Below are 21,548 nucleotides of genomic sequence, written 5' to 3'. Positions count from 1 at the left end.
AATTTAAGAGAAATACGAGGGATTGTATGACTACAATTAGAGATGTCGCAAAATTAGCTGGTGTTTCTCCATCAACAGCTTCAAGAGCGATGCATGACAGTAATTTAATTAGTGATAAGACGAAGGAAAAAGTAAGAAAAGCAATGGAGGAGTTGAATTTTTCTCCTAATTACGCTGCACAAAGTTTGGCCAATAGGTTTTCAAAAACAATTGGGGTTATTTTACCAATAAGAGAAGAATCTGTTGGTAATAATCCATTTTTTATTCAAATACTTCAAGGAATTTCGACTATTTGTAATGCACATGATTATATAGTTTCGTTAGCGACAGGTCAAAAAGAAGAAGAATTAATCCAAAATATCGATAATTTAATAAATAGGGGTAATGTTAAGAACTTTGTTTTTCTTTATTCGAAAGAAAATGATGTGATTCTAGAATATGTTAAGAAACAAAAAGATGTGTTTTATGTGATTGTGGGTAAACCATATGACAATATTGAAAGTACATCATATGTGGATAACGATAATATTCAAGCTAGTAGCGATGCGACTAACTATCTAATCAATAAGGGACATCAAAATATATGCTATGTATATACTAATCTAGACGAAATGGTACAAGATGATAGATATGTAGGATATAGGCTAGCGGTTAAAGAAAAATTATTTAATTCATATAAATTAAACTTTTCAAGTGATAATCGGGAAGAAAATAAGGAAAAGTTACTAACTTTTATCAAAGCAAATCCACAAGTAAATGGGATTGTTGCATGTGATGATATAACAGGATTAACTGTTCAACAAATATTGATAGAATCTGGGATAGATTTAGAAAAGTATGAAATTGTAACATTTAATAATTCTATCTATACTCAAATTGCTAAACCTATGATAACTGCAGTAGAAATTTTTCCAAGATTTTTAGGATCAGAAGCAGCTGTCTTAGCAATAAATAATGGGCAAAAAACATTAGATGTGGGGACTAAACACATAATTGTTCCACATAAAATTATAGAGCATTAAAAAGTCACGAAAAAAATTGTGATTTTTTTAAAATTTTTTATCGCAAACGGTTGCAAAAGAAAACGTTATCTGCTATTATATTCATTGTCGAAATGAAAGAATGCGATTTCATTTTTTGATAATTTTATTACATTTATCTAGGAGTGTGATCTTATATGAGCGAAAAGGCGCAAAGTTCACAAGCAACAAAAGGTTTGCCTGACGTTAGTAGAAGTTTAATTTGGATGATAAACTTTGGATTCTTAGGAGTTCAAACAGCATTTACGTTACAAAGTTCGCAAATGTCTCGAATTTTCCAAACATTAGGTGCGGATCCTAATAGTCTTGGTTGGTTCTTCATTTTACCACCTTTAGCTGGCTTATTAGTGCAACCGGTTGTAGGATATTATTCAGACCGTACATGGGCACCAAAATTAGGTGGTCGTAGATTGCCATATTTACTATTAGGTACATTAATTGCCGTTATTGTAATGATTTTATTGCCTAATTCTGGTAGTTTTGGTTTTGGATATGGTTCATTAGCAGCTTTGCTATTTGGTGCTATAACTGTTGCGTTCTTAGACGTTTCATCTAACATGGCTATGCAACCATTTAAAATGATGGTTGGTGATATGGTAAATGATGATCAAAAGAGTTATGCATATGGTATTCAAAGTTTCTTATCCAACACAGGGGCTGTAATCGCAGCTGTTCTTCCTTTCTTATTTGCATATATGGGATTAAAGAATACAGCTGCTAAAGGGGTTGTTCCTCAAACTGTTGTGGTAGCGTTTTATGTAGGCGCTGCATTACTTATCATTACAAGTTTGTTTACCATCTTTAAAGTAAAAGAATATGATCCTGAAACATATGCTTTATATCATGGTATTTCTACAGAAGCAAATGAAGAAAAAGTTAGTTGGATTCAATTGTTGAAGACAGCACCTAAAGCATTCTGGACAGTTACTTTAGTTCAATTCTTCTGCTGGTTTGCATTCCAATACTTGTGGACATATTCAGCTGGTGCAATTGCTGAAAATGTATGGCATACAACAAACGCAACATCTCAAGGATATCAAGCAGCTGGTAACTGGTACGGAGTTTTGGCAGCGGTTCAATCTATCGCAGCTGTTGTATGGTCATATGTATTAGCTAAAGTTCCTAATAAATATCACAAAGCAGGTTACTTCTCAAGTTTATTACTAGGTGCATTAGGATTCTTATCAATTTTCTTTGTTTCTAATCAATATGTTTTGATTGTTTCTTATATTCTTGTAGGTATTGCATGGGCAGGTATTAATACATATCCATTGACAATTGTTACAAATGCATTATCAGGAAATCACATGGGAACATACTTAGGTTTATTTAATGGTTCAATTTGTTTACCACAAATCGTTGCATCTTTACTAAGTTTTGGTTTATTCCCTCTACTAGGCGGACATCAAGCAAATATGTTCTTAGCAGCCGGAATTGTTTTAGCATTAGGTGCATTTTCAGTATTACTAATTAAAGAAACACATGAGGCATAATTTATGATAGAAGAAGAACATTTTGGATATATTGGAAATAAAGAAATTTCAAAATATATTCTAAAAAATAAGCAACAAACACGAGTTGGAATTTTAAATTTGGCAGGAATAATTCAAGAATTCTCAATAGTAGTAAATTCTAAGCGGAAAAATTTGGTTGTTAATTTTGACACACCTAATGAGTATGTAGAAAATAACTTTCAAATTTGTAAGCAAATAGGAAGAGTTGCTGGAAGAATAAAAGGTGCAAGTTTTGAACTTGATAATATGCAATATACAGTAGAAGCTAATGAAGGTTCTAATGCATTGCATGGAGGCTCACATGGTTTAAGCACCCAAATCTTGGATGCCAAAATTACAGGAAACACTTTAATCTTATTTACGAGATTAAAACATGAAGTAGATGGTTATCCAGGAGATATAGACTTGGAAATAAGTTATAGTTTGGATGATGATAATTGCTTGAGTGTGGGATATAAGGCTAAAGCAATTGGAAGTACAGTTTTTGATCCAACGGTGCATGTCTATTGGAGATTACCACAAGGGTTGAAGAATTCCAAGTTGATAATTCCTACTGGTCAACATGTAGAAACAGATGTGGAAAATATTCCAACTGGTAATTTTGATACGAATGAGAAGTATAATTTACAAAAAGAAAAATATTTATCAAATGTAATAGAAGAACTAAGATCTGATGAAATTGCAGGTTTAGACGATATCTATAAAGTTGATGCTAGTGACGATAAAGTGGTTGCTAGACTTACCAATATGGAAGATAATATTAATATAGATATTTTTAGTAATAGAAATGGACTGATTGTTTTTACAGCTGATCCTATAGATGTAGCTAATCATGACAAGGGTATTTACAATGCAGTGGCAACTGAAGCTCAAACAGTTTCTGATTCGTTGCATCATCCAGATTTTGGTGATATAAGGTTGTATGATGGTCAGGAAAAAAATTACGAAATAAAATATAAAGTAAGTATAGTTTGAAAGGAAGTCTAATTATGAAGAGAATATTTGAAGTTGATCCATGGAAAGTTATTTCTCATGAACTAAAGCCTGAAGATAAACGATTACAAGAAAGTATGACAAGTATTGGTAACGAATATATGGGTATGCGTGGGATGTTTGAAGAAAAATATTCTGGCGATACACATAAAGGTATCTATTTAGGTGGAGTTTGGTTCCCTGATAAGACAGTTGTTGGTTGGTGGAAAAATGGTTACCCACATTATTTTGGTAAAGTTATAAACGCTGTGGACTTTGTATCTGTTGATATTAAAGTAAATGGTGAATCCATTGACTTAGCTAAAGATAGTTATTCTGATTATGAAGTTAGTCTTGATATGAAGAAAGGTATTTTAACTCGTAGCTATGTAGTTGATAAAGATGGAGCTAAGGTAAAGGTAACATCTACTCGTTTTGTAAGTATTGCATTTAAAGAACTATATGCTAATAAATTAACTTTTGAAAATCTGGGCTCAGAACCTGTAACTTTAGAAGTTGATTCTGTAATTGATGCAGATGTATACAATGAAGATGCGAATTATGATGAACAATTCTGGAATGTTTTGAGTAAACAAGTATCTGCTAAAGATGGAAGATTAGTTGCACAAACAATTCCAAACAATTTTGGTACACCTCAATTTACTACTGAGATGGCAATGCATCATGTTACTGACATGGAAGCTAAAGGCTTAGGTAAAGAAGAAGACAAGCAAGTTGTTAATACTTTTGCTAAAGAATTGGCAGCTAATGAACAAGTAACATTTGAAAAACGTGTAATTGTTACAACATCTCGTGACTATGCAGATGAGAAAGACTTAGATGAAGCAACAAGTAAATTATTAGATTCACAAGCAGAAAAGACATTTAGTGAATTATTAACTGCCCATGAAGAAGCATGGGATAAGAGATGGGAAAAAGCTGACGTTAAGATTGAAGGCAGTGACGAAGCACAACAAGGTATTCGTTTCAACTTATTCCAACTATTCTCAACATACTATGGCGATGATGCTCGACTAAACATTGGACCAAAAGGCTTTACTGGTGAAAAGTATGGTGGTGCAACTTACTGGGATACAGAAGCATTTGCTGTTCCACTTTACTTAGCATTGGCTGATAAAGAAGTTACTCATAATCTTCTTGAATACCGTCATAATCAATTACCAGGTGCATACCATAACGCACAAGAACAAGGTCTAAAAGGTGCTTTATATCCAATGGTAACGTTTAATGGTATTGAATGCCATAATGAATGGGAAATTACTTTTGAAGAAATTCATCGTAATGGTACAATTGCATATGCTATTTACAACTATACACGTTATACTGGCGATGAAGAATATGTGACACATGATGGATTTGATGTTTTGACAGGTATTGCACGTTTCTGGGCAGATAGGGTGCATTACTCACAACGTAAGGGATTATACATGATTCATGGTGTAACAGGTCCTAATGAATATGAAAACAATGTAAATAATAACTGGTATACAAACATGCTTGCTAAATGGTGCTTAAATTACACTAATGAAATTGCAGATAAGGTTTCTGATGAAAAATTAGCTGAATTAGGACTTACTGAAGAAGAACGTAACAAGTGGCATGAAATTGCAGATAATATGTATCTACCAGAAGACAAGGAATTAGGAATCTTTGTACAACATGATACATTCTTAGATAAAGATTTAACACCAGTAGCTGATATTCCTGCTGATCAATTACCATTAAACCAAAATTGGTCATGGGATAAGATTTTAAGATCACCATATATCAAGCAAGGTGATGTAATGCAAGGAATTTGGTACTTTATCGATAAATTCCCAGAAGATGTTAAGAAACGCAACTTTGAATTCTACGAACCATTAACAGTACATGAATCTAGTTTATCTCCTTCTGTACACGCAATTATTGCTGCTGATTTGCACAAAGAAGATAAAGCTGTAGAAATGTATTCTAGAACTGCACGTCTTGATTTAGATAACTACAACAATGATACTAATGATGGATTGCATATCACATCAATGACTGGTTCTTGGTTAGCTATTGTTCAAGGATTTGCTGGTATGAGAGTAATTGATGATGAACTTCAATTCTCACCATTTGTACCAAAAGATTGGGAAGGTTATAACTTCCGTATTAACTTCCGTGACAGATTACTTGAAGTTACTGTAAATAAAGAAGGTTCATCTATTAAATTGCTAAAAGGCGATGATTTAACAATTAAGTTAAATGGTGAATCTTTGACATTAACAACAGAAAAGTAGGTGAATAGTTTGAAGGGTGTAGTATTTGATTTAGATGGTGTAATTACTGATACAGCTAAATTTCACTTTGAAGCTTGGAGTCAACTTGCAAAAGAAAAATTTGATTTAACTCTACCAGCTGAATTTGAAAGTAAGTTGAAGGGAATTAGTAGAATTGAATCTTTAGAAAGAATTTTGGAATTTGGTAATTTGAGCGATAAGTATACAAGTGATCAAGTAGCTGAAATGGCAAATGAAAAAAATACTTACTACGTAGCAGCAATTGATAGTCAATTAACTGAAAATGATATCTTACCAGGAGTAAAAAGATTACTTGATGAGTTGAAAGAACATGACATGAAACTAGCAATAGCTTCTGCCTCTAAGAATGCTCCACATATTTTAGAAAAGCTAGGAATCATTGATGAGTTTGATGCAATTGCTGATCCAGCTAAGGTAGCTAAAGGCAAGCCAGCTCCAGATATCTTTATTGCAGGTGCTGAAGCAATTAATTTAGATCCTAAAGATTGTGTAGGCGTAGAAGATGCAGTGGCTGGAGTAGCTGCTATCAAGTCTGCAGGAATGGTTGCAGTTGCAGTTGGTGATAAGGATGAATTAAGCCAAGCTGATGAAGTTGTACCAAGTACACAAGATTTTAGCTATGAATTGTTTAATCAAGTGTGGAATAAAGTGAATAAGTAAATAAGAGAATAAGATGTGATTGAGAGAAGAAGATATTAACTGATTTTGGTTAATATCTTTTTTTGCGTATAAAAATGAGGATTAGAGAAAGAACTCTAATCCTCATTTCTTTTAAATATTTGGATTCTTACGACCTATCATAGTAATTACAATCAAGGCAATAATTGATTCAATTGCAATATATAATCCGCGCCAAGCTAGATGAGTACCACCAAGCCAGAGATTAAAAATAATAGATACAATGACGATGCCTAAAATAGCAATCCACTGACCTTTATTAAAGGCGATACCATATTTTTCTTCGCGTCGACGGATAGAAGGTAAGATAGCACCTAAACCAATTAAAACTACAATTGCAACAATATTAATAATTAATTCATACCACCATGTATGACTGAATTGCTTAACATCTTGAGGTGTAATTCCCAAAATAGTAGCAATAGCAGTTACAGCAAGTAACAAGAAACCAACAATATAAGCCAGTTTGTCATTTTTTATGTAAACATATTCTGATGGATATTTAGCTGAATTTTTACGAACACGCATGAAGGCATAGAAAATCCAGCAGGTAACGCCAGGAGAAATAATACCGTTTAAATTCAAAAGCCAATTAAATACATCATTCATTTCTGGTAAGAATACCCCTAATAGCATGATGAAAGCTGATAATGAGCTAGTTAAAATATAGCCATTAATAGGTAAGCCATCGCTATTAGTTTTACGTAAGAATTTAGGCATGAATTTATCACCAGTATCTGAGATTAACATACGTGTCATAGCATCTAATAGAACCGCTAGTAAAGCACACATATAAAGAACAGAAGTCCAAGCGTAGATGTACATGAATAATTTACCCACACCAAGTTGTTGTCCTAAAGCTTGAAAAGCATAGTAAGAACCGTTCATCTTTAAATCATTTGGTAAGTGATAAGCATTAAAATAGATACCTAATGCAAATGAACCAAAAATAGTTAAGAAAGCTGTCATGATTGATAAAGCGATCATTGCCTTAGGAAAATCACGCTTAGGTTGTTTCATCTTAGTAACATAAGGAGCAATGAGTTCACAACCATTAACTGCATAGATTAACATACCAACAGTTGACCAGTATTTTAGATCAAATTTAGGGATAATTGTTTTCCAAGTCATAGGCTGAGTTGCCATATGACCGCCATTCTTAGCTAAACCAAAAAAGGCTAAAACAACAAATAAAATTGTCATGATGAACATCATACCGCCACCGATTGTAGAAAGGAGTTCCATTGAATTTTTCAAGTGACGTTGAATAAAAATAAATACGATGAAAATTAAAAAAGTCCAAAATGTAAATTCGGCATTAGACATTGTATCTTGAAATTTATTTGATCCAGTAAATGCCCAGCCAAAACCAACTACAACAGAATTTGCAGAATCAACTACGTAAGGTACGGAAGCAGCCCAATAAGTCCAAGCAGTGAAGTAACCGAGAAATTCTCCGTTAGTTCCACGAATCCATGAACTAAGACCACCACCTTCTTTATTAAAAATACCGCCAAGTTGTCCAACGATTAAAGAATAAGGAATAACATATAAAAATAGCATCAAAACCCAGGAAGTAATAACAGTCATTCCTTGGTTTTGGAAGTTATACATGATGTCATCAAAACCGATAACAGTAACAAAGGCCATTAGAGTTAGAATAGGCCAGGAAATATAATTTTTACTGCTTAAGTCATCCATTAAAATTTCCACCTCTTTATAAAGTAATAAGATTATACGAATAAAAGAATAGCTTAAGATAAATATTTATGCAAGCTAAAAAAGTAGAAAAAGCAATTTATCAAGATTTGGATATAGGACCAATTTTTTAATTTATACAAAATAATCGTTTTCAAAATTNAATCGTTTTCAAAATTAGAAATTGCAGAAATTAAAAAATTGGTCCTGTGTGAAAATAAGAAAATGTTAGTAAGTGGTGATAAATTATGTAAAGCAAAGTTATATGTTTAAACAATATAAATAGCGCTTGAGAAAAATTCCTCTCAAGCGCATTTTAGCAGTATTGTTTTTATGCCCAGTCACCGTTTCTAAAAATAGGAATAACAGTACCATCTTCTTTGATACCATCAATATCCATATCAGCTGAGCCCATCATGAAGTCGACATGAGTTTGACTAATATTGATGCCGTGTTCCTTTAATTCTTCGTCCGACATTTTAGTACCGCCTTGAATTGAGAAAGGATAAGCAGCACCTAAAGCCATGTGATTGCTTGCATTTTCATCAAATAAAGTATTAAAGAAAGTAATACCAGATTGTGAAATTGGTGATGGATCTGGAACCAATGAAACTTCTCCTAATGAAGTAGCACCATCGTCAGTTTTGATAAGTTCTTCTAAAATATTTTGTCCTTTATCAGCTGTGACTTTAGTAACTTTGCCATTTTCAAATTCAAAGTGCATATTTTCAATGATATTACCAGCATAGCTCAAAGGTTTAGTTGAACCGACATAACCGTCAATGTGACGAGCATCAGGTGCTGTGAAGACTTCTTCAGTTGGCATATTTGCCATAAACTCAATTCCAGCAGCGTTATAACTGCCAGCACCTTCCCAAATATGATTCTTTGGAAGTCCAACAGTAATATCAGTAATTGGCGATGTGTAATGAAGAGCTTTAAATTGCTCTTTATTTAACCAATCAGCTTTAGTACGTAAAGTTTCATCATGTTTCTTCCAAGCAGTAATAGGATCTTCTTGATCGATGCGTGTAGTTTTAAAAATTTCTTCCCACAATTTGTCAACTGCTGCATCACCCTTTAAATCAGGGAAAACTTTTTCAGCCCATTTAACACCAGCTGCACCAACAACAGTCCAGCTTAAATCGTTATTTTGAGTGGCTTTTCGTACAACATTTAAAGCTTTACCATTAGCTTTTTGGAATGTAGATACACGATTATGATCTAATCCGTTAAAAGCATCAGGATCTTCAGAGATAACAGAAATACGTGCAGCTTTATTATCAGCAATATATTCAGCTTCTTTTACAAGATAGTCAGGAATATTTTCAAGACGTTCTTGATTAGCAAATTCTAAAAATTGACGAGAAGTAAATGTATCTGACCACTTAACCATAACTTCACTTGCCCCAGCAGCATATGCTTCTTTAACAATTAAGTGAGCTAATTCTTGTTGTTCAACGTTAATGTATAATACAACTGGTTGGTTTGGTTGGACATTTACACCAACTTTAACAATTAATTCAGCATATTTTTGTAGTTTTTCTTTAAAATTTGGAATTGTCATAATGGACCTCCATTCAAAGCAGATTTGTAAATTTAATATATCATAAATACCATAAAAACTGACAATAAAAGCACTGGATTTGTTATACTTTTAATGAAAACATAATTTGAAGAGGACGGATGTTAATGAAAAAAATAAAAGTAATGACGGTTTTTGGAACAAGGCCAGAAGCAATAAAAATGGCACCGTTAGTATTGGAATTACAAAAACAAAGTCAGCGTTTTGAAGCAATTACAACAGTATCTGCACAACATCGCGAAATGTTAGACCAAGTTTTAGATATTTTTCATATCAAGCCTGACTATGATTTAAATATTATGCATGCCAGACAAACTTTGACTGATATAACTTCTAATGTACTAATCAATCTAGATAAAATCTTAAAAGAGGCTAAGCCGGATATTGTATTAGTTCATGGGGATACAACAACTACATTTGCTGCAAGTGTAGCAGCATTTTATAATCAAATACCTATTGGACACGTGGAAGCAGGACTTAGAACATGGGAAAAATATTCTCCATATCCTGAAGAAATGAATCGCCAAATGACAGATGCGATGACAGACTTGTACTTTGCTCCTACAAATCAAAGTAAAGCTAATTTGCTTAAAGAAAACCATAAAGAAGATAATATCTATATTACAGGAAATACAGCTATAGATGCACTTAAACAAACAGTAGATAAAGAGTATCACCATGATATTCTAGATAAGGTTTCTCCTGATAATAAATTAATTTTACTAACAATGCATCGTCGCGAAAACCAGGGAGAACCTATGAGACGTGTGTTTAAAGTAATTCGTGAAGTAGTTGAATCAAGAGAAGATGTAGAAGTTATTTATCCAGTTCATTTAAGTCCGGCAGTTCAAGAAGCAGCAAAAGAAATTTTAGGAAATACAGAAAGAATACACTTGATTTCACCACTTGATGTTGTTGACTTTCATAATTTAGCAGCTAGAAGTTACTTTATTATGACAGATTCTGGTGGTGTTCAAGAAGAAGCACCTTCATTAGGTAAACCGGTATTAGTATTGAGAGATACAACTGAACGTCCAGAGGGTGTAGAAGCAGGTACTTTAAAATTAGTCGGTACAGAGTCTGAAAAAGTAAAGGAAGAAATGGAAGAGTTGCTAGATAATGATGCTGAATATCAAAGAATGGCACAAGCAAAGAATCCATATGGCGATGGAAAGGCATCGGAACGAATTTTAGATGCAATTGCGTATTATTTTGGTGTGACAGATAAAAAGCCAATAGAGTTTGAATAATAGTAATAGGACTAGTTGTTTTCTGACGACTAGTTTTATTTTTTTACAATTTGTGAAAAAGATATCAATCTGTACTATTAAAATGCTTTTGTGAAAAAATACACTTGAAATTAATCAACAATTGCATTATAGTAGTTACTGTAAGATACTACTATAAGGAGGTGAAGATTAAATGCTTGATATATCAACAATTATGAGAAAATATGGGTTCAATGAATCAGAAATAAAAGTTTATCTCACCTTAATTAATCATGAACAGATGACAGGGTATGAAGTTAGCAAATTATCTGGTGTGGCTCGTTCAAAAGTTTACAATGTCTTAGAAAATTTAATACAAAAGAATATGGTTTTAGTAAATCAAACAGAAAATAAGATGTACCGTGCAATTCCTACAGATGAATTTTTAGCAAGACTTGAGCATATTTTTAAGAATGACTTAAAAAATCTGAAGCAAGGCTTTAAAGAGATTAAAGAACCTAAACGAGATGCTGGACACCTTTGGAAGATTAATGATTACACAAGTATGATTGAAAAAATAAAATATGTTATCAGTAACGCAAAAGAAAGTATATATATTCAAATATGGACTTCTGATATTGATGATGAGCTGGTTAATTTAATAAAATTGGCAGAAAAACGACTTACTAAAGTAGTTATTATTTTGTTCAAAGATAGTGAAGATAATTTTGATTTTAAAAATGTGTATTACCATGGTTTTGAAAAAGATAAGTTATCAGATTTCGGTTCTCGTTGGATTAATGTTGTTGCAGATAACAAGCAAGTAGTGTACGGCACTATTAATCATTATACAACAAATGTAATTTGGACAGAAAATACAGCTATGATAAGTTTAGCTTCAGAATATGTAAAACATGATGCGTATACTTTGAAGATTTTTAGAGATTTACCGGAAGATCTAAAGAAAGAGTATGGTGTGGATTTTGAAGGAGTAAGGGAAATTTATTGAGAGGATAGTGAAAGAAAATGGTTAGGTATATATTATTAACAATGGTTGTAATTGTAAACGGATACTTTGCAACTGTATTTATCCGTGATTTATTGAAACATAAGCAGGAATTTAAGGAAGAACCAGCTGATTCCAAATGGTTAGCATTGTCATCATTTATTATATTCTTTTTATCAACATTTGGAATTTCTGATTTTGCAATTGGTACTGTTCTATATCAAAAAGCTAAATGGGTAAGCATGAAAAAATTGCCAGGAACTTTGAATACAGAATGCGTAATACCTGTAGCAGTTATGGCTTTGAGCTATATTACTGGAATATCAGTTGGTATCAAAACTTTATTGGTTTGTATCATTTGCCAAGTTATCGGTGCATATTTAGGACCACGTTTTGTAGTTAAATTGCCAGAAAAAACCATTAAAGTTTTTGTAGGGATTGGTTTAATTATCGCTTCACTTTTGATCGTTGCTGGTCAGTTAAAATTAATTCCTTCAAATGGGACTGCAACAGAATTATATGGTTGGAAACTGATTTTAGCAGGATTTTTACTTTTTGTATATGGTGCGTTGAATAACATTGGGATTGGATCATATGCGTTGACAATGGTGACAGTATATTTACTAGGATTAAATCCAATTGCAGCTTTTCCTATTATGATGGGGGCATGTACATTCTCTGTTCCGGTTGGTTCAGTTCAATTTATTAAATTGGATGACTATAGTAGAAAAATAACTCTATTCACTGCAACTTTTGGGGTATTAGGTGTATTAGTAGCTGTATTTTTGGTAAAGCAACTAAATACATATCTTTTAAATTGGTTAGTAGTAATTGTCTTGCTATATAGTGCCTATACTATGTTATCAAAGCAAAAAGAAGAAGCTTAGGGAGGAAATATAAATGTTAATTTTAAAAAAAGATGATATAAAAAAGTGTTTTACAATGAGAGATGCGATTGAAGCAGATAAAGAAGCTTTAGAGATATATTCTGAAGGAAAAGCTAAGGTGCCATTAAGAACTAATATTGATATAGATGAAAAAAATGGACAAAATCTTTATATGCCAGCTTATGTTGGAGGAAACCAAGCTGCTGCTGGATTAAAAATCGTTTCTGTTTATCCTGATAATATTTCTAAGGGTTTACCAAGTGTGCCAGCGACAGTAATAACTTTAGATGCTGATACTGGAGAATTAGGTGCGGTAATTGAAGGTACTTATTTGACACAGTTAAGAACGGGTGCTGTTCAAGGTGCAGCCACAGAGTTATTAGCTAGAAAAGATGCTAAAGTTGGAGCTTTGATAGGGACTGGTGGACAAGCAGCAACACAACTAGAAGCAATGATAGAAGTTAGAGATTTAGAAGAAATTAGAATTTTTGATATAGATTTTAGCAGGGCTAAAAAATTTGCTGAATTAATGGCAGATAAATTCAATAAAAATATTTATCCATGTCAAACTGCTAAAGAATGTGTTGAAAATGCCGATATTATTACAACAGTTACTACTTCAAAACGTGCAACTTTCAATGATGAATGGGTTAAACCAGGAGCACATATTAATGGGATTGGAGCATATACGCCAGAAATGTGTGAAATACCATGTGAAACAATAAAAAGAGCTAAAACCATTGTTTTTGATACCCTTGATGGAGTTTGGCAAGAAGCTGGTGATTTTATTCAACCATTAAATAAAGGTGAAATTAGTAAAGATATGATTACTGGTGAGTTAGGACAATTAGTGGCAGGAAAAATAAAAGGTAGAACTAGTGATGATGAAATAACTATTTTTAAAACAGTTGGAACAGCTGTTTTAGATGTTTATATTGCAGATAAGATTGTAAAAAAAGCACAAGCTAATGGATATGGACACGAGTTTGAATTAAATTAAAGAGTTAGCAACTAAAAAAGGAAGCAAAGATCAAAAAAATCTTTGCTTCCTTTTAATATTATTTTTTCTTAAATTTAGTATATATCAAACTAATTGCTAAAAGAATTAATCCAACGATTGAGGTAATCATCCCTAGTTTCAAACCTGGAATATTATAGACTAATTTAACTTTATGTGTGCCTTGAGGGAGTTTTAATCCTACAAAAGCTTGGTTAGTTCTAATAACAGGAGCTTTTTTTCCATCTACTGTGGCAGTCCAACCGGTAGAATAAGGAATTGAAGAAGTTAATATTCCAGTACGATTAGTAGTTATTTTTCCTTCAAGACCGTGCTTATTGAATTTTAAGTTTTGAAGTGCATGTTTTTGAATTTTAGCTACTTCTTTATCGTAACTAGTATTTAATGGTTCAGCATAAACCTTTAATTTAAAACTATAAGTTCCCATTTTTGAAGGAGTAAGTTTTAAAGTCTCCGGTAAATTCTTGAAATATCCCATATTCATGGTTCCACTGTTTACGATTTTAAAGAATGAAGTTTTGCTTTGACGAGGTTGAGCAATTGTTTCAGTTCCAAGATTAGAGCTGATATTTAAAGCATAACTCATATCAGGTGATCCCTTCAAAACATGATATCTAAAGTATTTATAGTAGGCCAATTTTTCATTAGCAGCTAGAAGACCATTAGTTAGATCATCTGTTTGATTTTTTTCTTCCAGTGCAATTTGTTTCTTGAAAGAAAATGGAGTGTACTTGATATCATTTATTTCAACATGTAATTCTACATTTTGAGGAAGATTATTCTTTTCCTTCAATTTATCTAATTGTAAAACAAGTTTGTAAGTTTCATTAGCATCAAGTTTTTCTAAGTTATTAGTATCAATAACATTTCCACGACTAGAAACCAATACATAAGGAATGTCAATTACATCAGTATTGGAAATTTTAGCTTTTTTCAATCCTTTGGCATTATTACTAGATGTAAAGACTGCCTTACTTAATAAGCGTTCCTTTTGAGAGACACTGAGTTTATCGTAATTTTTAGGAGTGATAGCAGTGTCTTGCCAATAAAGCAAAGGAAAATTATTTTTAGTAGCATATCTACGTGTTTGTTGGTTTTTACTAGAATTTTGGTTTACATCATAGATTAAACGAGTAGTTTTATCGAGATGATAACCATATGGAATTTTAGTATCATTTTCTTGATTCAACTGAGTAAATAAATATTTAACTCCTAAAAAGTTTAAGATCACTGAGCGGTCATCAAACTGTTGCAGAGGCACATTAGTTTCATATTGGACATTTTGCATATTTAAAGCAAACTGACCTATATATTTGTTTTGTAAGGAATAATATGAACTAAGTCCATGCAATTTTTCGTTAAGAGTGTTATACATTTTAAAGTCTTCACCTAAGTAATAGTTATTACTAATAGTAGAAACTTTAAAAGTATTATCATTATCAATATCTGAATCTAAACCAGCATAACGTTGATTTTGCAATTTATCATAAGCACCAGCTGGTAACATTTCATTAGCAAAACCTCCATTATAAGGTGTTTCAAAATAAATAGCATTTAAAATAACATTTAACAATACTAAAATATTTGCCCATCGATAAGCGTGTTTATAATCAATGAAACGTAACCAAAAAATCAAACCTAAAAATACAAATAAGAAGATGATAGGAATAAATAATTTTTCACTATTTTGGAAATAATAATTAATACCTACAATACTGATATAAATAGCGGTAGTAATTGTAATGTACTTTAACATTTTTGGAGATAGTTTTTTAACATGTTCTAGTAAAATACATACAGATAATGAAACTGGTAAGCAAAGCATTAGAGTCCAACGATTTGAAGGAGACATTAAACCATTGAATGCTGCACCAAAAGCGGGGAATAAAAGCATAATCCCACTAAGGATGAAAATAGCAGTCATAACTGGATATTTTCGATACTTAGCAAGGACATAAATTACTCCGAAAAAGGCGATGCTAGAAAAACCTAAAGCACTCCAAAAGTAAAAATCACGGTTTCCACCATTAATTAGCTGCGATGGTAAGGCTAAGTAATAGTAGAGTGGATAAAATTTTAACCCATTGGCGAAAGTACTACCAGCTCGAGTAGAGTTTTGTACTGCAAGTAATTCAGGGATTAAAAGTACAGAGCTCAGTAACAAACTTAAAATAGTAGAACCTGCGAGCTTCCGAAATATTAAGAAGTAATTTAAAGTCTTATGATAAGTGAAAAAGACTCGAATTACTAAATAAATCATAGCTCCAATGCCTAAAATAAAGGCAAAATAAAAGTTATTGATTAACATCCAAGTGAATGCAAATGTCAACATCCAAGCGGATTTTTCTTGCAAAACTTTTTCTAAACCTAAGATAATTAGTGGAAAAATTATGAATGCAGTTGTGAAAAAAGGTTGTGCAACGTTGGCGTATAAAAGATACGCATTAAAAATATAAACCATTGCTCCTGGAATAATGACTGACTTTTTCAAGTCGAAATGATTAGCAAAATATGTAAAAGCTAATCCAGCAAAATATAATCGTAAAATAATCATTAACTGGTAAGCAAAAATTATTTTACTTGCAGGAAATAGTAAGGTTAGGTAAGCAAAGATATCTCCAACTGTATAATAAGAATAAATTTGAAAAGTATCAGCACCTAATCCGTATTTCCAAGACCAAGTCGTTATACCAGAAAAAGGATGGTGTAAAAATTCAATTAAAGCTCTGCGATAATTAATTAATAGAGGTAAATGTTGTTGAGAACCATCTATTTGCCAAATTAATGAATGGCCTGAAAAATAATAGGAGCCATAAACAAAAAAAGCGACTATCGCAAATGAAATTGAATACCAAATAAATAATTTTTTGAAATCTTTTTTTTCAAATGAGAAATTCACGAAAGAAAACCTCCTAATATGCTCACAACATATTTTACCGTAATTAGTAATAAGTGTGAATGATTAGGAGGTTTTTAAAAGAATATTTAATTAATCTCGTTTTTTAAAAATGAAAAATTTACTAAAAAAGTAATTTAGAACTACGATTACTACTTGGTCAATAAGTTTAGTCAAACTACTATTAGCATGCAATAAAGAAATACCAACAAACATAATACCCGCATCAATGAAATAGGAAAGAATTCTATAGAAGAAAAAAGACCACATTTCAATGAAAAAAGCTTTAACAGTTGTATATTTTGAGCCAAAAACCCAAACTTTATTGGTAAAAAATGCAAATAAAACAGATAAGAACCAAGCAATAAAATTAGCAACTTGGTAGTTCCAATGCAAACCAGAGTCAAAGATGAAAAATACAACAAAGTTAATTAATGTTGTTAATCCTCCAAAAAATAAGTAGGCAATTACGCTTTGATATTTTTTGAAAAGCTTGAAAATCATTAATTTTCCTCCAATTTAGCAGCAAATTCACCGGCAAAGTTTTCTAAGATTTCAATATCTTCATCTGAATCAGGTGCCAGATTAATTTTTACATTTTCAGCACCCTTAGTAGCACCAGCCTTAGCTAATTGTGTTCCAAAATCGTCAACAGCTGTACAGAAGTATTCACCATAGAATGTATCGCCTGAACCTGCAACACCATAAACTTTACCTGATAAATCAACATCTGCCAAATCTTCATAGAAGTCCATTCCTTCATCAGGTAATGCACCTTCGTCATATGTGTAAGGACATACAATAACACCATCGAACTCTTCTAGGTCAAAAGCATCAACTTGTGAAATTTCTTCAACGTCAACTGTAATTCCTTTGTTTTCTAATGCTTCTGCGATAATATCAGCAACATCTTCATTATTTCCTGTAATTGTTGCAAATACAACTTTTACATTAGCCATTTAAAAGCCCTTCTTTCGTAAAATTACAATAATTATTTCATTTCCATATTATAACAGATATTTCAGAATAGGTTGCTAAAATTTCTAATCATCACAAATTAAGCGATAAGTGCTATAATAGATTAGTCGGAAATGATTTATTGGAGGAAGAATATAATGATTACTTTAAAATCACCACGTGAAATTAAAGAAATGCAAAAATCTGGTCAAATTTTAGCTGGAATGCATATTGGCTTGAGAGATATTATCAAACCCGGAATTTCTAGTTGGGAAATTGAAAAATTTGCTAGAAAATATTTTAAAGAACACGATGCGATTGCAGAACAAATTGGTTTTGAAGGTTATAAGTATGCCACATGTGTAAGTGTTAATGATGAAATTTGCCATGGTTTTCCACGAAAGAACTTAATATTAAAGGATGGAGATTTGGTTAAGGTAGATACAGTTGTTAACTATCACGGAGCTATGAGTGACTCTTGCTGGAGTTATGTTGTAGGTAAGTCTACTCCTGAAATTGACAGACTAATGGAAGTTACAAAGAATGCTTTGTATTTAGGGATTGAACAAGCACAAGTTGGAAATAGAATTGGTGACATTGGTGCTGCTATCCAACATTATGTAGAAGATGAAAATGGATATGGCGATGTACGTGAATTTATAGGACATGGTATTGGACCCACAATGCATGAAAGTCCTAATGTCCCTCATTATGGCGAAGCTGGACAAGGTGTTCGCTTAAAAGAAGGTATGACAATTACAATCGAACCAATGGTAAATATTGGTGGTTGGGAAGCAGAAATGGATGATCCTAACGGTTGGACAGCACGTACAGCAGATGGTAGTTTATCTTGCCAATATGAACATACTATTGCAATCACTAAGGATGGTCCTAAGATTTTAACTTCTCAAGATCCTGAAAGAGATAAAAAATATCTATTGGACGATTAGTATAAAAAAGTAAGTACTTATTGTTTTTTAGCAATTAAGTACTTATTTTTTTATGAAAGCCCTTATTTTAATCTTGTAAATCTCGCTATTATTGGTATAATCAGTAAGGAGAGTATATAAACATTTATTGTTGATATACTAACTTAAATTTAAGGAGTCTACGAAAGATATGAAAGTAAGAAAAGCTGTTATTCCTGCTGCAGGTTTGGGGACACGTTTTTTACCTGCTACAAAGGCATTAGCTAAAGAAATGTTTCCTATTATTGATAAACCAACAATTCAATATATTGTTGAAGAAGCTAAAAAATCTGGCATTGAAGATATTTTAGTTGTTACCGGAAAGGGTAAGCGTCCAATTGAAGATCATTTTGATTCAGTACCAGAATTGGAACAAAATCTAACAGAAAAAGGAAAGACAGAATTACTTCGATTAGTACAGCAAACAACAGATATTAATTTGTACTTTATTCGCCAATCACATCCACGTGGCTTGGGTGATGCTGTATTAATGGCAAAAGATTTTGTAGGTAACGAACCATTCGTTGTTATGTTAGGTGATGACCTTATGGAAGATAAGGTTCCTTTGACTAGACAGTTAATTGATCGTTATGAAAAAACACATGCTTCAACATTAGCTGTAATGAAAGTACCTCATGAAGAAGTAAATAAGTATGGTGTAATTGATCCAGCTGCAGAAACTCAACCAGGTTTGTTTGATGTTAAGCAATTTGTTGAAAAGCCAGATGTTGACAAGGCCCCAAGTGATTTAGCAATCATTGGTCGTTACTTATTAACACCTGAAATTTTCGATATGCTTGAAACACAAAAGCCAGGTGCTGGTAATGAAATCCAATTAACTGATGCTATTGACCGTTTAAATAAGATTCAAAGAGTATTTGCACATGAATTTAAAGGTCAACGTTATGATGTAGGTTATAAGTTTGGATATTTGAAGACATCTATTCAATTCGGTTTACGTCATCCTGAAGTAAGAGATGAATTGAAAGAATATATCAAAGAACTTTCTAAGAAGATTAAATAATACTATTTACTATTTATTATTTTTATAGGAGTCTGAAAAGATTTTGTTTCTTTTCAGGCTTTTTAATTTTATAATAGGTTAGGTATGTTAATTAATCTAATTAATTTTTTAGAGGTGAAAATTTTGAAAAAGAGACATAAGAAAAAAAGAAGATGGATAGCTTATTCCATTATCTCAGTAATTCTTATCGCTATTTTGTTAGTGATGGTAACTCCTGTAAAGGGGATAATTGTTGAGCGTGCAATGCCAACTGCAGCGATGCAGAAAGCAGAATATGAAAGTAACAAAAAAGTTGCGCGTGAAAAATATGGAGTAAAAGTTACTAAAAAAGAATCTGAACCAAAGAAAAATAATGAAGAAGCAAGTTTTGAAACAGATACAATGAGTAGTAGTAGTTCTAAAAAATCTAAGTATATTACTTATACAGTTAAAGCAGGCGATAATTTGACAATGCTTGCGGAAGAATACAATACAACGATTGAAGAAATTATGCAGGTTAATGGATTGACTCAAAGAACTGTTTCAACAGGAACTACACTAAAAATACCAAAGAATAGTGTACGTTAAAAATATTGAAAGTAATGATGAATTTGAAAGAAAAATTACATAAATTTCGTGATTTATTTCTCTTAATTGTTGAACGTGCGAGTGAAGCGGATATAAATAGTACATCTATAACAATTGCTTACTATGCATTATTAGCGATCTTACCTACAATCATTTTGTTAGGAAATATTCTTTCGATAATTAATTTAAAAGAAGCAGATGTTTTAAATGGATTACAAGTAATAGTTCCAAGTAATGTTTTTACGACTTTAAAGCCAATTATTGAGACCATGCTAAAGAAAGGTTCAGGTGGAATTGCCTCTGTTAGTGGTATTTTAGCACTTTGGGCGGTTAGTCGAGGAATAAATGCTTTAAAAAATGGTTTAAATATGGCATATGGAGTAGGTAAGGGAACTGGAACAGGTGCAGTATTAGGAAGAATATTCTCTATTTTTATTACAGTAGTTTTAGGATTGTTAATAGTTGCGCTATTTTTAGTATTCAGTTTTGGACAGATAGCTTTGGACTATATTACACCTTTGCTGAATCTTTCCACTAATTGGATAGATTTATTTATGCGTTGGAAATGGCCAACAGCTGCAATTGGTATTTTTGTAATTATAATACTGATCTACACACTAATCCCCAACGCTAAATTACATTTTATTTTAGTATTACCGGGAGCTATTTTAGCAACAATAGGTTGGCTGGGATTATCGCAAGGCTTTTCTATTTATGTTAGATACTTTACGCGGACTTTGTTAAGTTATGAAGCCCTAGGTACATTTATAGTTCTGTTATTATGGTTAAATTATACCGGTTGGGTAATAATGCTAGGTTCGGTAGTAAATGCAGGTTTAGAATATTATTTCTTTGGCGAAGTAAAGACTAAGAGTAGTACAATAAGAAAAATTTTTCAGTAAAAGTAGCTATTAATTGATGAAATATTCAATTTTAATAGCTATTTTTAGTATCCTAAAAAAAATTCAAAAAAATTTTCTGATGATTAAACCGAAGTATTTGAGTGGAAAGTAGAGTTTGTTTGTGGTTTTGAGATTAAAATGGTGATAGTGAATCAAAATGAAACTGTTTTTAAATTACAAAATACGAACTTTGTGATTTTGGATACCCGAAATACCTTGAAATAAAGGGGTTGACGAATAGTATTGAAGTCGGTATAGTAGATTATGCTGTTAGGGCAGATGAGTTGTTCTAACCAAGTATATGATCTTTGAAAACTAAACAAAG

The 21,548-nt window shown here is 32.2% G+C and carries 18 protein-coding genes; 13 read left to right on the top strand and 5 right to left on the bottom strand.

Going from position 1 to position 21,548, the window contains the following annotated elements:
• Positions 1-26 precede the first annotated feature (26 nt).
• From FC55_RS05755 to pgmB, 5 genes are all read left to right on the top strand, one after another.
• Entirely contained in the window at positions 27-1,022 is a 996-nt protein-coding gene (locus FC55_RS05755; RefSeq protein ID WP_004563813.1) for a LacI family DNA-binding transcriptional regulator, read from the top strand.
• A gap of 155 nt (positions 1,023-1,177) precedes the next feature.
• Entirely contained in the window at positions 1,178-2,533 is a 1,356-nt protein-coding gene (locus tag FC55_RS05750; RefSeq protein ID WP_003703075.1) for an SLC45 family MFS transporter, read from the top strand.
• Between the two features lie 3 nt (positions 2,534-2,536).
• Positions 2,537-3,529, top strand: a complete 993-nt coding sequence (locus FC55_RS05745) for an aldose epimerase family protein (RefSeq protein ID WP_004563814.1) — start codon at positions 2,537-2,539, stop codon at positions 3,527-3,529.
• A gap of 14 nt (positions 3,530-3,543) precedes the next feature.
• Positions 3,544-5,808, top strand: a complete 2,265-nt coding sequence (locus FC55_RS05740; protein ID WP_014568610.1) for a glycoside hydrolase family 65 protein — start codon at positions 3,544-3,546, stop codon at positions 5,806-5,808.
• Positions 5,809-5,817: 9 nt separating this feature from the next.
• Positions 5,818-6,489: a beta-phosphoglucomutase gene (gene pgmB, locus FC55_RS05735; protein WP_014568609.1), complete on the top strand. Its 672-nt coding sequence runs from the start codon at positions 5,818-5,820 to the stop codon at positions 6,487-6,489.
• A 111-nt stretch (positions 6,490-6,600) separates the two neighbouring features.
• Here the strand turns inward: pgmB and FC55_RS05730 are convergent, their stop codons facing one another.
• Both FC55_RS05730 and FC55_RS05725 read right to left on the bottom strand, forming a co-directional pair.
• Positions 6,601-8,208: an APC family permease gene (locus tag FC55_RS05730; RefSeq protein ID WP_004563817.1), complete on the bottom strand. Its 1,608-nt coding sequence runs from the start codon at positions 8,206-8,208 to the stop codon at positions 6,601-6,603.
• Between the two features lie 328 nt (positions 8,209-8,536).
• Positions 8,537-9,772: an aminopeptidase gene (locus FC55_RS05725; RefSeq protein WP_004563818.1), complete on the bottom strand. Its 1,236-nt coding sequence runs from the start codon at positions 9,770-9,772 to the stop codon at positions 8,537-8,539.
• 125 nt (positions 9,773-9,897) lie between these two features.
• Here FC55_RS05725 and wecB point away from each other — a divergent pair, with 125 nt between their 5' ends.
• The 4 genes from wecB to FC55_RS05705 all read left to right on the top strand — a co-directional run bounded on the left by wecB (position 9,898) and on the right by FC55_RS05705 (position 13,891).
• The gene (wecB, locus tag FC55_RS05720; RefSeq protein ID WP_004563819.1) at positions 9,898-11,040 is read left to right on the top strand and encodes a non-hydrolyzing UDP-N-acetylglucosamine 2-epimerase; all 1,143 of its coding nucleotides are present in this window, start codon (positions 9,898-9,900) and stop codon (positions 11,038-11,040) included.
• A 172-nt stretch (positions 11,041-11,212) separates the two neighbouring features.
• Entirely contained in the window at positions 11,213-12,007 is a 795-nt protein-coding gene (locus tag FC55_RS05715; protein WP_004563820.1) for a TrmB family transcriptional regulator, read from the top strand.
• A 17-nt stretch (positions 12,008-12,024) separates the two neighbouring features.
• Entirely contained in the window at positions 12,025-12,891 is an 867-nt protein-coding gene (locus tag FC55_RS05710; RefSeq protein WP_003703062.1) for a sulfite exporter TauE/SafE family protein, read from the top strand.
• Between the two features lie 13 nt (positions 12,892-12,904).
• On the top strand, positions 12,905-13,891 hold the full coding sequence (locus tag FC55_RS05705) for an ornithine cyclodeaminase family protein (protein WP_004563822.1): 987 nt from the start codon (positions 12,905-12,907) through the stop codon (positions 13,889-13,891).
• A gap of 58 nt (positions 13,892-13,949) precedes the next feature.
• Here the strand turns inward: FC55_RS05705 and FC55_RS05700 are convergent, their stop codons facing one another.
• The 3 genes from FC55_RS05700 to FC55_RS05690 form a co-directional block, all read right to left on the bottom strand.
• Positions 13,950-16,808 carry a YfhO family protein gene (locus tag FC55_RS05700; RefSeq protein ID WP_004563823.1) on the bottom strand — a complete coding sequence of 953 codons (2,859 nt, stop codon included), beginning with the start codon at positions 16,806-16,808 and terminating at the stop codon, positions 13,950-13,952.
• Positions 16,809-16,898: 90 nt separating this feature from the next.
• Positions 16,899-17,309: a GtrA family protein gene (locus FC55_RS05695; protein ID WP_003702760.1), complete on the bottom strand. Its 411-nt coding sequence runs from the start codon at positions 17,307-17,309 to the stop codon at positions 16,899-16,901.
• The gene (locus FC55_RS05690; RefSeq protein ID WP_003705137.1) at positions 17,309-17,764 is read right to left on the bottom strand and encodes a flavodoxin; all 456 of its coding nucleotides are present in this window, start codon (positions 17,762-17,764) and stop codon (positions 17,309-17,311) included. Before FC55_RS05690 ends, FC55_RS05695 begins: the two co-directional genes overlap by 1 nt.
• Positions 17,765-17,920: 156 nt before the next feature.
• On the opposite strand from FC55_RS05690, the gene map reads away from it, so the two are divergent.
• The 4 genes from map to FC55_RS05670 all read left to right on the top strand — a co-directional run bounded on the left by map (position 17,921) and on the right by FC55_RS05670 (position 21,223).
• Entirely contained in the window at positions 17,921-18,712 is a 792-nt protein-coding gene (map, locus tag FC55_RS05685; protein WP_003705135.1) for a type I methionyl aminopeptidase, read from the top strand.
• Between the two features lie 169 nt (positions 18,713-18,881).
• A complete protein-coding gene (gene galU / locus FC55_RS05680) occupies positions 18,882-19,754 on the top strand; it encodes a UTP--glucose-1-phosphate uridylyltransferase GalU (protein ID WP_003702763.1) in 873 nt (290 codons plus the stop codon).
• A 114-nt stretch (positions 19,755-19,868) separates the two neighbouring features.
• Positions 19,869-20,321, top strand: coding sequence for a LysM peptidoglycan-binding domain-containing protein (locus FC55_RS05675; RefSeq protein ID WP_225355445.1), 453 nt, complete (start codon positions 19,869-19,871; stop codon positions 20,319-20,321).
• Positions 20,322-20,338: 17 nt separating this feature from the next.
• Positions 20,339-21,223, top strand: a complete 885-nt coding sequence (locus tag FC55_RS05670) for a YihY/virulence factor BrkB family protein (RefSeq protein WP_004563826.1) — start codon at positions 20,339-20,341, stop codon at positions 21,221-21,223.
• Positions 21,224-21,548: the final 325 nt, after the last annotated feature.

Source organism: Ligilactobacillus salivarius DSM 20555 = ATCC 11741 (assembly GCF_001435955.1).
In the GTDB taxonomy this organism is placed as follows: Bacteria; Bacillota; Bacilli; order Lactobacillales; family Lactobacillaceae; genus Ligilactobacillus; species Ligilactobacillus salivarius.
The sequence above is the reverse complement of the archived record's forward strand: the minus strand, read 5'-3'. Positions and strand labels throughout refer to the sequence as shown.

Coding starts and splice junctions, on each gene's coding strand:
- FC55_RS05750 (WP_003703075.1), top strand. CDS start 1,178: ATGAGCGAAAAGGCGCAAAGTTCACAAGCAACAAAAGGTTTGCCTGAC.
- FC55_RS05745 (WP_004563814.1), top strand. CDS start 2,537: ATGATAGAAGAAGAACATTTTGGATATATTGGAAATAAAGAAATTTCA.
- FC55_RS05740 (WP_014568610.1), top strand. CDS start 3,544: ATGAAGAGAATATTTGAAGTTGATCCATGGAAAGTTATTTCTCATGAA.
- FC55_RS05695 (WP_003702760.1), bottom strand. CDS start 17,309: ATGATTTTCAAGCTTTTCAAAAAATATCAAAGCGTAATTGCCTACTTA.
- wecB (WP_004563819.1), top strand. CDS start 9,898: ATGAAAAAAATAAAAGTAATGACGGTTTTTGGAACAAGGCCAGAAGCA.
- galU (WP_003702763.1), top strand. CDS start 18,882: ATGAAAGTAAGAAAAGCTGTTATTCCTGCTGCAGGTTTGGGGACACGT.
- FC55_RS05705 (WP_004563822.1), top strand. CDS start 12,905: ATGTTAATTTTAAAAAAAGATGATATAAAAAAGTGTTTTACAATGAGA.
- FC55_RS05715 (WP_004563820.1), top strand. CDS start 11,213: ATGCTTGATATATCAACAATTATGAGAAAATATGGGTTCAATGAATCA.
- map (WP_003705135.1), top strand. CDS start 17,921: ATGATTACTTTAAAATCACCACGTGAAATTAAAGAAATGCAAAAATCT.
- FC55_RS05725 (WP_004563818.1), bottom strand. CDS start 9,772: ATGACAATTCCAAATTTTAAAGAAAAACTACAAAAATATGCTGAATTA.
- FC55_RS05755 (WP_004563813.1), top strand. CDS start 27: ATGACTACAATTAGAGATGTCGCAAAATTAGCTGGTGTTTCTCCATCA.
- FC55_RS05730 (WP_004563817.1), bottom strand. CDS start 8,208: ATGGATGACTTAAGCAGTAAAAATTATATTTCCTGGCCTATTCTAACT.
- FC55_RS05710 (WP_003703062.1), top strand. CDS start 12,025: ATGGTTAGGTATATATTATTAACAATGGTTGTAATTGTAAACGGATAC.
- FC55_RS05690 (WP_003705137.1), bottom strand. CDS start 17,764: ATGGCTAATGTAAAAGTTGTATTTGCAACAATTACAGGAAATAATGAA.
- FC55_RS05670 (WP_004563826.1), top strand. CDS start 20,339: ATGAATTTGAAAGAAAAATTACATAAATTTCGTGATTTATTTCTCTTA.